Raw genomic sequence first — 14,565 nt, 5'->3', positions numbered from 1 at the left:
CAGCTTCTGCAACACCTCAGCCAGCGACTTTCCTGCCGCCAACATCGCTTGCCCCTCCTGCAACAGCTTCACAATCTGCTCAGGCTTACGTCGTCGTCGCTTCGTCATCAAAGTCTCCTCGAACCAAAATCGGTCGGTTGACTCTCATAACATCTGGATCAGAAAATGGGGAGCACGCCACGTCAACGACGTTATGAATCTTGGTGAGCGATACCAGTCGCTCGCCTGGATTCGCTGCACAACGTCGAGAAACTGTGCAATGGTGTTTGCTTTTTCGAGCGACCATTCTGTCGTATTGACTGCTGAGACGGGACCGAGTTTCATCACGCTTTCAGGGTCGCCAACGATGATCGGGAACTCTTGCCCCGACACGTGTTGAATCATTTCGTAGTTGGAAACTGGAGTGCCTTTTTCGTCCTCATAATACTCCGTCGTCACGCTCACGGTTTGGAATCCGCGATCATGACGCACTGGGTCGTTGAAGAACGCCTCGACGTTATTGTCTGGAACCTCTGTGAAAAGGTTGCGGTACTTGAGCATACGATTGTCGTAGTTGGGTGCTCCGACCGACTTTGTTATGACGGTTTCTTCGAACCCGACCGGTTCGTGTTGAGATTTCATACTCAGCTTGGCGTCGATGATTGCAAGAATGTCGGATGTCTGTTCTGGCGTTAGCTTTGTCCAGTCGAGCCAGTACCAGCGGTTGTAGACCGGAAGCGGATTCTCGCGTCGCCGATCGAAACAGGAAATCGGCCAGAGAAGTACCGGCAACTCACTATCTAAAGTCATCGTCGATCCTTATGTGATCCAGCGTAGATAGGCAAATAACTTGCTTATCACCCAATAATCTGTCTTGAGATTATTCCGGGTGGTGACGGCAGTCAATCTTAAGTGAGGAATGGAGATGCGTCGAATCGGATGCGCGAGTTGAACGAGAAACTCGTGCGCGGGGACATTGTGGGGATGAAACGCCTCGAACCGCACAGAGCGGCCTTTGAAGTTTGCCGCCTCATCGTTCATTTAAACAATGCTTTTCCCGAATGAACCGTGCACATGAGCTATCCTGACGACACCGATATCCGGATCGGATATAAGAGTTTCGTGTGGGCAGTTGGTCGCCAGTGGCTTAACTGCTGACGCGGCGGATGAGCCATCCTAGGACTGCCAGCATAGCTGTGAAGACGACGAACATTAATTGACCGTAGCGGATGAAAATCTCTCGGAGTTCATCCATGGGGGCGACTGCTTCGGCCCGGCGCTCTTGAACGACTGCAATCCAGTTGACGTTCTTAAGATTCGCCACGGCAGCCAGCCATTCTCCCTGAAAACTCTCGTCGATGTCGGCAAGTGGGTCGTGATACTCTGAGATCACTCCATTCCCGTTGACTGCCCTTTCGAGTTGACTCTCTTCGTTTGAGGAGAGAGCGAGGATTTTCTCTAACTCGACGTCCGATTGAATCTCTTTAAGATTGGCTGCGGACATCCAGGAGTGATCCAACAGGACCGGTGCCCCTTCGCGCATGTCGACGAGAGACAGGAACCGTTCGTGTTCCGTGTCCGATTCGTTGCCGCTGCGAATTCGTCGTTCCCACTGGCTGAGCAGATCGGTCAGATGAATGGTCCGAGCGAGAACGCCAATGACTTCCGAATGATCCTGATTCCAGATCGGAACCGCGACAGCCACCATATATTGATGCGTGTTGCTGCTGCGGAAAGCTCCTGAAATCCCGGGTGTTTTTCTCGGAGTGTAATCCGTTCCGGCGATGTGGCCTCGTTCGACACCTCTCCCCAAACCATGAAAGTAATCTCTCCAGTCAAAGCGTTGACCGACGGAACCATCTTTCTCGTCAACCGGATGCGGATTTCTGTAAATCTGAATCCCGTTGCGGTCATTGACGAAGAAGCTGATGTCCAAAGTTCGTCGCTGCCGCTTGAGTCGCTCGTCGTTCTCTTGTCTCCACTTCGTCAGAAACTCTCCCATATCGGGACGGAAACCGTCCGCTGAGCGTTCGCCGTTAGTTGCAATTAGTTGTTGCGCGAGTCGTTCGAGTTCGTCGGTGCGTTCGGCAAGTTCCTGATCGACACTGGCAGCGAGCAATCTGACGGTCGCTGCGTCGCTGGTCAGTGCCCGTTCGTAAAGGTTTTGTTCCGCCTGTTGAACCGCTTCCGGAACGGCTGTTACCGCAATCCAGAGCATCATCAGCAGAAACAGGACCGGACCGAGGAAGCCGAGCCACACCAATGGACGCCGCGAGCGATTTAACTCTCGTTGTCGCAATCGGTCCAGCACCACCTGTGCGTTGGGAATTCTCTGTGAAGGGTCGGGGCTGAGACAATCTTCGATCAAACGAGCGAGTTCTCCGTCCACTCCGGAGGTGCTGCGGTGTTCGTTCGGAAGAGGATAGTTCTGAATGGTTCGGCGATACTCTCGAAGTCGCTCTTCGAGACTTTGAGAGGCGGAAAGTCGCTTCTTCGTTTGCTCGCTGTGATACGGTGGATTGCCCGTCACCATGTGATAAAGGACGGCACCGAGTGCGTAAACGTCCCAGCGGACATCCGGCACAGCATCGACTGCCGCTTGTTCGGGGGCCATGTAGTAAAAGGTTCCCAATGCGGGGCTTTGATCAGAGGACAGGCGTGATTGTCCAAAATCACTGAGCCGTGCATCGTCGGCATGATCGAGAAGGATATTGGCCGGTTTGATGTCACAGTGCAAAATTCCTGCACCATGCGAATGTACGAGTGCCCGCGCGACGGCAGCGCAAATCTCGATCGCACGCTTGATCGGGAGTGGACCATCTTCCAGCAATGTCGCGACCGAATCATGAGGAAGATACTCCATCACGAAATACGGAGGATCGTGATCCCATCCCACGTCGAGAAGCCGAACGACATCGCGGGAGGCGTCGAGGACCGCCAGTTTCTCGACTTCGCGAGTTAAGAGCGACCAGTCGAGACCGCGACGGTTTGTGAAGAATTTGATCGCAACCTGTCGACCAGTTTTTCGCTCTCGGGCCAACCAGACCATTCCGAATGATCCTTCGCCGAGACATCGCAGGATTTCGTACCCAGCGACGGACGTTGGAACTCGCCCGGTTCGGAGGCTGAGTTCTTGCGAAACCTGCTGTTCACGCTCATCCTGAACGGGAGTTGATTCAAGAGGTGATGAGTTTTGAGGACGATTCATGGCAGCAGCGATGGAATTGAGATTCGAATGGCCGCATCATGACAGCTTTTCGCGTTTTCGTCGATAAGTCTTATTCATCGACGTTGTGGACCGTCATCCCATCGAAACAGACAATTGCGTTTCCGTTCGATTCTCTCTCCCAGAGAGCCGAATGCCGCTTGATTTCCGAGCATTTCAAGTCTTCTCTACGCGATGATGTCGTCGACGACGTGTCCGTGAACGTCGGTCAGCCGGAAATCGCGACCGGAATAGCGGTACGTTAAGCGTTCGTGGTCGAAACCGAGCAGGTGCAGCATCGTGGCGTGTAAGTCGTGGACGTGCACGCGATCCTCAACAGCACGGAACCCGAATTCGTCGGTCGCTCCATAAACCGTTCCGCCCTTGACTCCTCCTCCCGCCATCCAGACTGTGAACCCGTGATGGTTGTGGTCTCTTCCGTTCTGTTTTCCCTGATTCGCCCCCGGTGTGGGAAGTTCGACAACGGGAGTCCGTCCGAATTCCCCGCCCCACAAAACAAGTGTTTCATCCAGCAGACCTCGCTGCTTCAAGTCTTTCAGAAGTGCTCCGAGCGGCTGATCGAGCTGCCCCGCCAGACGGCGATGATTCTGTTCGAGGTCATCATGATTGTCCCAGGGTTGCCCTGCCCCGTGCCAAAGCTGAACGAAACGGACTCCTCGTTCGACGAGTCTTCGGGCCATTAAACATTGACGCGCGTGAACGCCCTCCCCGTACATCTCGTGAATGTGATCCGGTTCCCGAGACAAGTCAAACGCGTCGGACGCTTCGATCTGCATCCGATAGGCAAGCTCCAGCGAATGAATCCGGGATTCGAGTTTCGGATCGTGCCCCCGCTCCGAAAGATGCTGACGATTCAGTTCCTGGACGAAGTTGAGTTGATGCCGCTGTTGTTCGAGCGACAGTTGCTCATTCCGGATGTTGGAAATCAGTTCGTCAACCCCTTTGCGTTTCGTGTCGAGGTACGTTCCCTGATAAACACCCGGCAGAAAGGCGGAACGCCAGTTGGCTGTTTCGGTAATCGGGTAACCGCCGGGACACATTGCGATGAACCCCGGAAGGTTCTGGTTCTCGGTTCCGAGTCCGTAGGTCAACCAACTACCGAAGCTTGGTCGAATCAAACGTCCATCCCCACAATTCATGAGCATGAGAGACGGCTCATGGTTGGGAACGTCTGCGTGCATGGAACGGACCACGCAAATGTCGTCGATTGACTCCGCCACGTTCTTGAAGAGTTCGCTGACTGGAATCCCGCTTTCGCCGTACTTCTGAAACTGATACGGCGACGCAAGTGCCGCTCCAGTCTTGCGCTCTGTCTTCAGGTTTTCCATCGGCAACTCTTTGCCGGCCCATTCCGTCAGCTTGGGTTTGGGATCGAATGTATCGACATGAGACGGTCCGCCGTTGCAGAAGATGTGAATAACGTGCTTCGCCTTCCCCGGGAAGTGTGACGCTTTGGGCGCCATGGGCGAACGACTTTCGGATGCTCCTCGGGCTGTGCCCGGTTCTTCGAGAAGTGAGGCGAGCCCAAGCATTCCGAGTCCTTGACCGGAGCGCTGCAACATGTCACGTCGGGAAAGATAGGGAAGACCGTTCATTGTGGGCCATCGATTCTGAGGTAAGAGGCGGGACTCAGGTGGGATACCAAGTTTCGACCATCAATGGTCATTCGTAAAGTGTAAAAGTCTGCTTGTGGCTTCAATTCCCGGTTTCATTGGGCCTGTATCACTATTCTATCGACGAACTTCCCGACAGCGAACTGGCCCGTCGCAAACAAAGACTGAATGCTCCTGAAAGTCCGGCGGAGAGCATGTCGGTCGGTTTTTTCAGACATTTCTTGTTGATCGGTCCAACAGCACGTATCCTTGAAACGTAGTTTTTCACGATACCGGAATGCGCCCCGAAACTGGTTTCCACTTATTTCGACTTACGTGAGTATTTCAAGTCCCTACTCACGGTGCAGGTTTTGGGATTCCGACTCGAAATTTCACTCGAACATTCATTTCCCGGGTGTGTGCCACTATGTCACAATTTCCAAATGCAACCCGCCTGCTGGAACGAGTTCGGATGCGGTTGACCATTCAGCAATGGTTTCGCCGAATGCTCACCCTCACACTCGTACTCGCCGCAATTTGTGGAATTGTGCTTTTGGCTGGACGCTTGACTGGTCTGTTCGCGGACTGGTTCACTCCACGCTCGGTGATTCTCCTCCCCATTCTCGGTGGAGTCATTGCAGCACTGATCCCCTGGAAGCCCGATGAAAAGACAGCAGCGTCGGCGATCGATCAGTCGCAATCGTCGAACGATTTGTTCCTGACTCTTTTGTCGATCGAAAAGTCTTCCTCTGATTACCGACCGCTGGTGATCCGTAACGCAGAGAAAATGGCTCCCAACGTGAATCCGGAAATCGTCGCTCCATTTCAATGGGAACGGTTCTCCATGTGGCCGATTGCGGCGTTGGTCCTGTTGATGGTTGGTTCGATGCTCGTTCCGACACTCGACCCGTTCGGAAAAGTCGCGGAAGCCAAACAAGAGGAAGATCAGAAGAAGCTTCTCGAAGAATCTGCCAAGCAGGCTCAAAAGCGCAAAGATGTTCTCGCTCAAAAGAACATCGATGCTGAGAACTCTGAGGAAGTCGAGAAAGCCGTTGAAGGGCTCAAGATTGGTTTTCAGCGAATGGAGAAAGCCAATCCCAAAGCGAATCTCGATCGGCTGAATAAACATCAGAAAGAGATTGGCGAGATTTTTCGCAAGCTGAACTCGGGTGAGTTGAAATCATTGTTCGACAAATGGAACAGCGAGCAGAAATTCGGATCGCTCGGAAATCAGGAGATGTTTCGCGAGTGGCAGAAGAACCTCCAGAAAGGCGATTCCGAACCGCTGCAGCAGGAACTCGACGAGATTTCGGACGCCCTGAAGGAACTTGCGAAGACCGACGATCCCATTGAACGGACTGAAATGGAACGTCAGATTCAAAAGAAGCTCGATGCTCTGGAAGACTTTTCAGAAAAACAGGTCGGATCCAAAGCACTCACTTCGGCACTCCAGCGCGTGAAGCAGCAACTGGACGCTTCCAAAGGCGAACCACTCTCCCAAGAAGCAATGGAGTCGATTCAGCAATCGATGGAAGTCGCTCAAATGGAAATGGAGCTTGTCGCCCAATCCGCTCGAGATCTAGAGAAGCTGGAGAAAGCACTCGAAGCGATCGCTCAAGCCAAGCAAATGAATGCAGAAGGTGGCCTTGATGGAGAAGAATTCGAAAGCGATATGACGCTCGAGGACTATGCCGAACTCTATGCTCAAATGACTGGCCGTCAGGGAATGGGAGAAGGTGACGGCGAGGGAGAAGGAGACGGGGACGGCGATGGCCTCGGAGGAGAAGGTTTCGGTGAAGGTGGAGAAGCTCCTGAAGACGATTCTGTCGCAACGGGATTCATTAACGAAACTTCGAAGTCCGCAATCCAGAAGGGCAAGATCCTGCTGTCGATGAAAACAAAAGGGCTCTCCGAATCCGGAGAAATCAAGGATGAAGAATACAAACAGATCGTCGGAGACATTCAGCAATCACTCGATGATGTGATTGATCAGGAGCAGATTCCGCCCGGGTACGTTGACTCGATTAAAAAATACTTCGATACCCTCGACAGGTAATATCGCTGCTTTCGATCCTGAATTTTCAGCTTGCACTCAGACGCTCGCAACTTGATCAATCGTGGAAAGTCTTCTCGTGGCCAAACCGCTGCAGTATGTTCTCATTGGGTTTCTCGTTCTCGCACTTGCTGTCGGCTGGATGTCAGTCGCACGAAGAACTGACGAAGCACTCGTCGTTTATTGTGCTCACGATCTCATCTTCGCGAGTCAAATTCTGGATGACTTCGAAAGCGAAACCGGCATCCCGGTTGTCGTGGTCGGTGACACGGAAGCCACCAAGTCTCTCGGACTCGTGCAGCGATTGCTTCGTGAAAAAGAGAACCCGGTTTGTGACGTTTTCTGGAACAATCAAGTTCTGGGAACTGTCGAACTGGCTGAAGCGGGCGTGCTTCAACCGTATCGCGGGAGCGGTTTCGAAAGAATTCCGGAACAGTTCAAAGACCCGGACGGGTTGTGGGCCGGATTTGGAGGTCGCCTGAGAGTCTGGATTGTGAATACGGACTCCTTCACGACAGAGGAATCGAAAGTTCTGGAAGCCTTTCAATCAGACGACCTGTCGCAGATGACGATTGCGATGCCACTCTACGGAACGACGCTGACCCACTTTGCGATTCTCTGGAATCAGTGGGGCGGCTCGGAAACAAAAGCGTGGTATGACGACCTGTTGGAGCGCGGCTGTCAGATTTCCCCGGGGAATGCGACGGTGAAAAATCTGGTCGCTGAGGGCGTCTGTCAGTTCGGCTGGACCGACACTGATGACTACTTCGTCGGGCTGGATGAAGGAGCTCCGGTCGCGATGTTGCCGATTCGCGTTGATGAGGGGAAGACCATCTGCATTCCAAACAGTGTCGCAATGATCAATGGGACTTCGAAGAAAGAAGAGACGCAGCAGCTGATCGACTACTTACTCAGCGAGCGTATTGAACTCGCCCTTGCGAAATCAGGTTCCCGACAGATCCCGCTCGGTCCGACAGATGAAGATGCGCTCCCCGAAGATGTCCGTGAACTGATTCCTCTTGCGGCTCAGTCTGTGGATGTCACTGATTCCGCCAGTGCGAGGATTGAATGCCTGAAGTGGTTGTCCGAACTGTATACGTCTCCTTCTCAATGATTCTCATCGACTCACATTCGGAATTGGGTGCTCGCCTGTGACCTGGCTGGGGGCGCTCATCTGGTCGCTGGTTCGAAGCCTGATCATTTCCGCATTGGGAACCTGTCTGGCGGAACTGGGTTGTCGAGTTCTTGAATCCCTTCCCCCTGCTCGGCGGAAGTGGATGATGTCTGCAATGGCTGTCCCGTTTCTGATCCCTTCCGTGATGACGGGATACTGCTTTCGTGACACGTCAATGTCCCTCGTGCATCATCCCTGGATGCGCGAAGGACTTTATGCCGCGATCGTGTTAATGCAGTTGTTTCCGGTGGCTGTGATCATCCTCTGGCTTTCTCCTCCATCGACCGTGACGGACAGTGCAATTCACTTGGGACGACTGGCTCGGACCTCGTGGAGTTTCCGTTTTCGACTGGCACTGCAGTCGCGGCTTCGAATTCATCTGACCGCGTTCTGCCTGCTGTTTCTGCTCTCGTTTCAGGAAGCGGACCTTGCCTCACTGATGCAGGCGAACGGTTGGACAGAGTGGATTTTCACGAAACATTCGCGAGGACTTGAACTTGGAGAAACGTTGCGACTGGCAGCTTTCCCGATGGTGGTTCATCTTCCGTTTCTCATTCCGATTGTTCTGTGGATCAACTCGCCACGACCTGATGATCGGCACAACATTCGACGACTTTCGAAAGCTCACACTGGGCGTACGCTGCTGATTTGCTCGTGGATCGCGGCAAGCTTGCTCGTCGTGGTCCTGATGCCAACGTGGCATCTTGTGCGAGGATTTCGATTCGGACTCAACATGGTGGGATCACAGCCGACACTCATTCGCGAGGTGAGCGATGGAATCCTGATCGCTGCGACATCCGGATGCGTTTGTCTGGGGCTCGTTCTGACCTTGAGGTCAACGTTTCAGACGGGAGTTCCGCGACTGTTGTTGTTTCTTCTTTTTCTGCCTGCGTCGATGGGAAGTCTTCCGTGGGGATTGACCGTCGCGGAAATCTTTCAAACAGCGGGCTTCCGTTTCGCGTACGATACACCAGTCCCGTTGATCCTGTCGGAAGTGCTGTATCTGTTGCCGCGAGCAGTCATCCTTTTTCACTGTTTCGATTTGAGTGAAAATTCCCCCGCGAGGAAGATGATTCAGCTGCTGAGCGAGTCAGGAAATGCTGCACAGAAGCGGATCGGACGAGAACTGCACTGGAAATTTCATGGCCGAAAGGTCTTTGCCGTCGCTTTGTTGTTATCGTACTGGAGCTACTTTGAAGTCATGCTTCCATCGATCCTGGCGATGCCTGGCTTGGCTCCCATCAATTATGTTCTTTACAATAGTCTGCACTACGGAAGAATCGCGGCGCTGGGAGTCAAACTCGCTGTGGCCATTGTGATTCCGTTTGTACTTGTCACCGTTCTGATTTCACTTCGACGATTGTTCACAAGGTTTTTCTAACGCATCTTCATCAATGATCTTCACGAGTGAATTCTGCGTTCATCGGTGCAGAAACGTTCGAGCAGCGGCAGACTGGCAATTCGAAAACGATTTCCCAACAAACAATGAAATGTTGCCAATGCCTGTGATCCGAATTGGCGCTGAAGAGTTTCATCAATCATAAGACAAACATTGGACGGCCCCTCTGAAACGGGTCCCTTGCCATCATGGGAATCGAACTCTGGAATCTGGAGAACATTCAACTGGGACACCCCAGTTGCCCTCGACTGGCAATTGGTCAACTCTCCATCCCGAGCGGAGTGACTGCAGTCATCGGTCCTTCTGGTGCGGGGAAAACGTCTCTCCTGAACTTACTGGTCGAATTTGAATCTCCCGAGCGCGGAGTGGTCCGTGCTTCAGACTCATTACAACAGGAGTCGAAACGTCGACTGGGTGTCGGATGGGTCCCTGCCGACTTCGGTCTCTGGCCGCTGCTGAGTGTCCGTGACCATCTGCAAGTTGTGTCTCAAGGCTCCAGCCAACCGTCAACCGATCGTGAGCCGTCAGCCGAAACGGTCGATGAACTTCTGACGACGTTCGACCTGTCTCATCTGAGCGACCGCACTCCCGATTCACTCTCGATGGGAGAGCGGGCTCGACTGGCTGTTGCGAGAAGTCTGGCGATGCAACCGTTTGTACATGTGATGGACGAACCGTTTACGCACGTTGATCCAGAACGAGTTGACCTGTACTGGAGAGTCCTTCGCGAAACCTTGCGGCGTTCCGGGTGTTCGTTGATTTTCTCCACGCATTTTCCTTCTGTGGTTCTCCGAGAAGCGGACTTCGTCATTTGCATCCAAGACGGTCAGGTCGCCTGGTCGGGCTCCCCCCACGAACTTTATTATCGCCCTGAAAACAAATCCCTCGCGAATCTCCTGGGCCCCGCCAACTGGTTTGGCAACGATGAACAACCTTTGTGGCTGCCGGTTGAAAACGAAACACCCTGCCTGCGCCCCGAACAAATTGTTCTGCAAGAAGACGAGACATCCCCCCTCTCAATTGAGAAGACCTGGAATGTCGGTCAGCATCATCAGTCAGAGATCCAACATGGCGAGACCCGAGAAACTCGAACGATTTACCATCAACCGTCATCAGGCACATTCAAGTCGGGGACGCGTGTTCGCCTGAGTGTCGTGCTCGCCCTCTTCTTATCGCTTCTTGTTCCACTTTTGTCCGGATGTGGTCAGTCGGACGCTCAAGAACCACAACTTGCCATCGAGTCTGCAAAGATTTATTCGCTCCCGAACGAAGGGCCCATGCTGCCAGCTCCGAGAGGAATGACCTTCAGCCCTCGGGGAGACCTGTTCGTTCTGGATGATGCAGGACGAGTTCTCATGTTTGATCAAGTCGGGGACCTCGTCCGCAAATGGTGGATGCCGGAATACGATGTCGGCAAGCCGGAAGGGGCTTGGGTTCTCCTCGATGGACGCATCGCAGTTGCCGACACTCATTACAATCGGATCACGTTCTTTAACGTCGAAGGTGAACTTCTCGGAACGCTTGGAGAGTTCGGGCGCGGACCGGGCCAGTTCATCTACACCGTTGCTGTCACGCAGACTCCGGATGGATTCCTTTATGTTGCGGAATATGGGGGCAACGACCGGATTCAAAAATTCACACATACCGGAGAGTTTGTTACTGAATTCGGCGAAGTCGGAACAGAGAATGGACAGTTTCAACGACCAAGTGGACTCGTCTGGCACGAAGGGACGCTTTACGTCGCCGACGCCATCAACAACCGCATTCAGGCGTTTGACCTGGACGGAAAATTTCTTCGTGTCGTTGCAGATGCGCAAACAGCTGGACTCTACTATCCGTATGATCTGGCAAAAGGCCCGGACGGGTCGTTGTTCGTGGCCGAATACGGAGCCGGTCGAATCTCCCGGATTTCGACAGAGGGAAAAGTTTTGGGTCGTTATGGACATGAAGGACGAGGGGAAGGACAATTCTGGACCCCGTGGGGAATTGCAGTGAATCATGACGGCAAGATCGCCGTTGCCGATACCGGAAACCGTCGAGTTGTGGAACTACTCTATTGAAAGTCCCAGACCTGCTCCGCCGAATCTTTCCGAAACCACGAAGCCGGGTGGGCTGGCGTGACGCGCTTCCGCTCGTCGTTTTTCTCATTCTCTACGCGGTCGCGATTCTCACGGTCATCTCCTTCGACGTTTTCACGTTCACCAAACCGCTAATGTTTGGGCTGATTGCGGTCTCCGTCTGGGTGTGGTGGATGGCAACATGCGGCTGGAGCGGACTCAATCGCTGGAGATCGACACAGGCACTCATCGTACGTTTGATCCTCGTCGGCGTTTTCGTCGCGATGCTTGCCGAGCCTCGAAGTGTTCGTACGACCGATGAACTTTCTGTCGTTTATGCCGTCGACATTTCTGAGTCGATTCATCCCGATCGCGTGACCGACGCATTGACCTTCGTCGCAAGAACGACCTCAGAGAAACCGCTTCAGGATGTCGCTGGCTGGATCGCATTCGGAAGCTCCGCCGCGGTGGAAGTTCCTCCCATTCAGACGAACTATGGGAGCACGATGTCGAATCCGGAGGAGATCCGATTCAACAGTCGCGTCGATCGCGATGCCACCAACATCGAAAACGCTCTGTCTCTCGCCGCCGCCATTCTCCCGGAAGATCGACGCGGAAGAATCGTCCTCATCAGCGACGGTTCTGAAACGACCGGTGACCTCAAAACGGTTCTCGACCAATTGAATGCCCGCGAGATCTCCGTTGACGTTCTGCCTGTGAAGTACCAGTACGACAACGAAACCTGGGTTGAGCGGCTCGACCTTCCGCAGTCCGTCAAGATCGGTGAACCCTACGAAGCATCAGTCGTGATTTCTTCTCTTCAGGCTGGGAAAGGGAAGTTGATCATCGAGGAGAACGGCGAGCCGATCACAGAAGATCCGATTGAGATCACTTACGAAGAAGGTAAGAACCGAATCGACATCCCGATTTATCTGAGAAGCCCGGGGTACTACGAATACGAAGCGACTCTGATCCCAGAAGATGGAACAGATGGACGCGACGAAAACAATCGTGCGGTTGGCTACATTTACGTCGAGGGAGAAGGCAAAGTTCTCATCGTCCGTGATCCCATTCGTGATGACGATCGTGATTACGAACATCTCGCGAGAGCGATTCGCGAGGGAGAACGTGCGATTGAAGTCGTCGACTCTTACAGATTTCCCCGCGATTCGCTTTCCCTGCTGCCCTACGATTGCGTCATCTTCGCGAATGTCGCTCACGACGCTTTTGACGAAGTACAGCTTCAGGCGCTGCGTGACGCTGTCTTCAATCAGGGCACCGGTTTTCTGATGACAGGGGGCGACAACAGCTTCGGCCCGGGTGGATATCATCGAACCATTGTTGAAGAAGTGCTGCCGGTCTCGATGGACATCACGAAGAAGAAGGTTCTCCCGAAAGGGGCGCTGGCGATTATTCTTCACACATGTGAATTCGCCGAGGGAAATACGTGGGCCAAGCGGATTACCAAACAGGCAATCAAGGTTCTCGGGAATCAGGATGATGTCGGCGTCATCGCTTATGGCCCGGGCGGAGAACAGTGGGTCGTCGACATGGCTCCAGCTTCTCAATACGAGGACATGGTCCCCGCCATTAACAGCGCAGTCATCGGAGATATGCCCGCCTTCGGACCGACGATGCAGATTGGTTTTGATGGTCTCAGTGAAAGCGATGCTGCCACGAAACACATGATCATCATTTCCGATGGTGATCCTCAGATTCCAGCACCGAGCCTGTTGAACAAATTCATCTCGGAGAAAATCAGCGTTTCAACGATCGCCATTTTCCCCCATGGAGGGATTGAGATCGAGACGCTGCGAAACATCGCCAACGCCACCGATGGTCGCTATTACTTCCCGGCCGATCCCAATGAGCTTCCATCGATCTTCATCAAGGAAGCGAAGACTTTGAAGCGGAGCATGATTCAGGAGAAAGACTTCACTCCGGACGTCGGTTTTCCTTCACCCGTTCTCGAAGGAATTGACGGACTTCCTCCGCTGCATGGATTTGTTCTGACGTCGCTGAAAGAAAATGCACTGACTGAAAACATTCTGTTCACCATCCCGGAAGATGCCTCTGAAGAAGAGACGGACCCCGTGCTCGCCATTTGGAGATACGGGCTGGGAACAACGGCGGCATTTACTTCATCTCTCTCGAATCAATGGGCACGCGACTGGGTCGACTGGAACGACTACACCGCGTTCGTCAAACAATTGCTGATTCGCATTTCCCGAGTCGAGAAGACGGGAAGTCTGCGGATGTGGACCTATAACTCCGGTGGCGAAGGAGTCATCGTCGTTGAGGATTTTTACCCCGAAGAAGACTTTCTCGACGTCGCTGCAAAAGTCTCCGGACCTGGAGGAACGGAACTCTCAATTCCACTCAAACAGGTGGGGCCGCGCCGCTATCAGGGAACATTCCCGGTCAACGACAAGGGGCAATTCCAGGTCACTGCGATTGGAAAATCGGGAGAGCGCGAAGACCGTGTTCATGGCGGCTTCATCGTTTCGTACTCGCCGGAGTTTCTCAAATTCACCTCGAATATGAGCACTCTCCAGCAAATCAAAGACGAAACCTCGGGAACGGAACTGTCTGCCGATTCAACAGCGGAAGACATCTACAACCGACGAACTCCGAAGCAAAGCTCCAAGCCGATCTTTGACTGGTTCCTGATCGCACTCGCCTGCCTGTTGCCGCTCGACGTTGCTGTTCGCCGAGTCCAACTCGACTGGTCTGTTGTGAAGTCGATGCTTGGATTCGGAACGAAGAAGGAAACGACACAGACGATGGGCGCACTCTTGCAACGCAAGAAACAAGTCGGTGAACACCTCAAGTCGGAGCGTCCGTCGAAACCATTCCAGCCGACCGGACAGAAGAGTCCGTATTTGACAACCGAAGCCAAACGGACTGCCGAGCCTTCGAAACCGAAATCGGAGAAACCCAAAGACGTTCCGCCGAAACACGATGAATCGACCACCAGTCGCCTTCTCCAGATGAAACGAAAACGATCCGAAGACGACGACACTCCTGACCAGAAAAGCTGACAGGCAGTCCACTTCGTCCACGATGAGCCATTGCCCACAAAATT

8 protein-coding genes are annotated in these 14,565 nt (G+C 53.3%); 5 read left to right on the top strand and 3 right to left on the bottom strand.

Annotation, left to right across the window (positions count from 1 at the left end):
* Window positions 1–144: 144 nt before the first annotated feature.
* The 3 genes from KOR42_RS14380 to KOR42_RS14370 form a co-directional block, all read right to left on the bottom strand.
* On the bottom strand, window positions 145–789 hold the full coding sequence (locus tag KOR42_RS14380) for a hypothetical protein (protein WP_146510529.1): 645 nt from the start codon (window positions 787–789) through the stop codon (window positions 145–147).
* A gap of 337 nt (window positions 790–1,126) precedes the next feature.
* Window positions 1,127–3,187 carry a serine/threonine protein kinase gene (locus KOR42_RS14375; protein ID WP_146510528.1) on the bottom strand — a complete coding sequence of 687 codons (2,061 nt, stop codon included), beginning with the start codon at window positions 3,185–3,187 and terminating at the stop codon, window positions 1,127–1,129.
* 185 nt (window positions 3,188–3,372) lie between these two features.
* Window positions 3,373–4,800: a DUF1501 domain-containing protein gene (locus KOR42_RS14370; RefSeq protein ID WP_146510527.1), complete on the bottom strand. Its 1,428-nt coding sequence runs from the start codon at window positions 4,798–4,800 to the stop codon at window positions 3,373–3,375.
* Between the two features lie 424 nt (window positions 4,801–5,224).
* Here KOR42_RS14370 and KOR42_RS14365 point away from each other — a divergent pair, with 424 nt between their 5' ends.
* From KOR42_RS14365 to KOR42_RS14345, 5 genes are all read left to right on the top strand, one after another.
* Complete coding sequence (locus KOR42_RS14365; protein ID WP_146510526.1) at window positions 5,225–6,853, top strand: hypothetical protein; 1,629 nt, start codon at window positions 5,225–5,227, stop codon at window positions 6,851–6,853.
* A gap of 76 nt (window positions 6,854–6,929) precedes the next feature.
* Window positions 6,930–7,964, top strand: coding sequence for an extracellular solute-binding protein (locus KOR42_RS14360; RefSeq protein WP_231740931.1), 1,035 nt, complete (start codon window positions 6,930–6,932; stop codon window positions 7,962–7,964).
* A 37-nt stretch (window positions 7,965–8,001) separates the two neighbouring features.
* Window positions 8,002–9,405 (top strand): hypothetical protein, encoded by a 1,404-nt coding sequence (locus tag KOR42_RS14355; RefSeq protein WP_146510525.1) that lies wholly within the window; start codon window positions 8,002–8,004, stop codon window positions 9,403–9,405.
* A 206-nt stretch (window positions 9,406–9,611) separates the two neighbouring features.
* On the top strand, window positions 9,612–11,483 hold the full coding sequence (locus KOR42_RS14350; protein WP_146510524.1) for an ATP-binding cassette domain-containing protein: 1,872 nt from the start codon (window positions 9,612–9,614) through the stop codon (window positions 11,481–11,483).
* Window positions 11,480–14,521: a VWA domain-containing protein gene (locus KOR42_RS14345; RefSeq protein WP_146510523.1), complete on the top strand. Its 3,042-nt coding sequence runs from the start codon at window positions 11,480–11,482 to the stop codon at window positions 14,519–14,521. The genes KOR42_RS14350 and KOR42_RS14345 overlap by 4 nt, the downstream gene beginning before the upstream one ends.
* Window positions 14,522–14,565 lie beyond the last annotated feature (44 nt).

The organism is Thalassoglobus neptunius (assembly GCF_007859735.1).
GTDB lineage: Bacteria > Planctomycetota > Planctomycetia > Planctomycetales > Planctomycetaceae > Thalassoglobus > Thalassoglobus neptunius.
This window is presented reverse-complemented; position numbering and strand designations above follow the sequence as displayed.

What these genes read in the sequence shown, in the direction of transcription:
- KOR42_RS14380 (WP_146510529.1), bottom strand. Translation starts at nt 789, where the DNA reads ATGACTTTAGATAGTGAGTTGCCGGTACTTCTCTGGCCGATTTCCTGT.
- KOR42_RS14375 (WP_146510528.1), bottom strand. Translation starts at nt 3,187, where the DNA reads ATGAATCGTCCTCAAAACTCATCACCTCTTGAATCAACTCCCGTTCAG.
- KOR42_RS14370 (WP_146510527.1), bottom strand. Translation starts at nt 4,800, where the DNA reads ATGAACGGTCTTCCCTATCTTTCCCGACGTGACATGTTGCAGCGCTCC.
- KOR42_RS14365 (WP_146510526.1), top strand. Translation starts at nt 5,225, where the DNA reads ATGTCACAATTTCCAAATGCAACCCGCCTGCTGGAACGAGTTCGGATG.
- KOR42_RS14350 (WP_146510524.1), top strand. Translation starts at nt 9,612, where the DNA reads ATGGGAATCGAACTCTGGAATCTGGAGAACATTCAACTGGGACACCCC.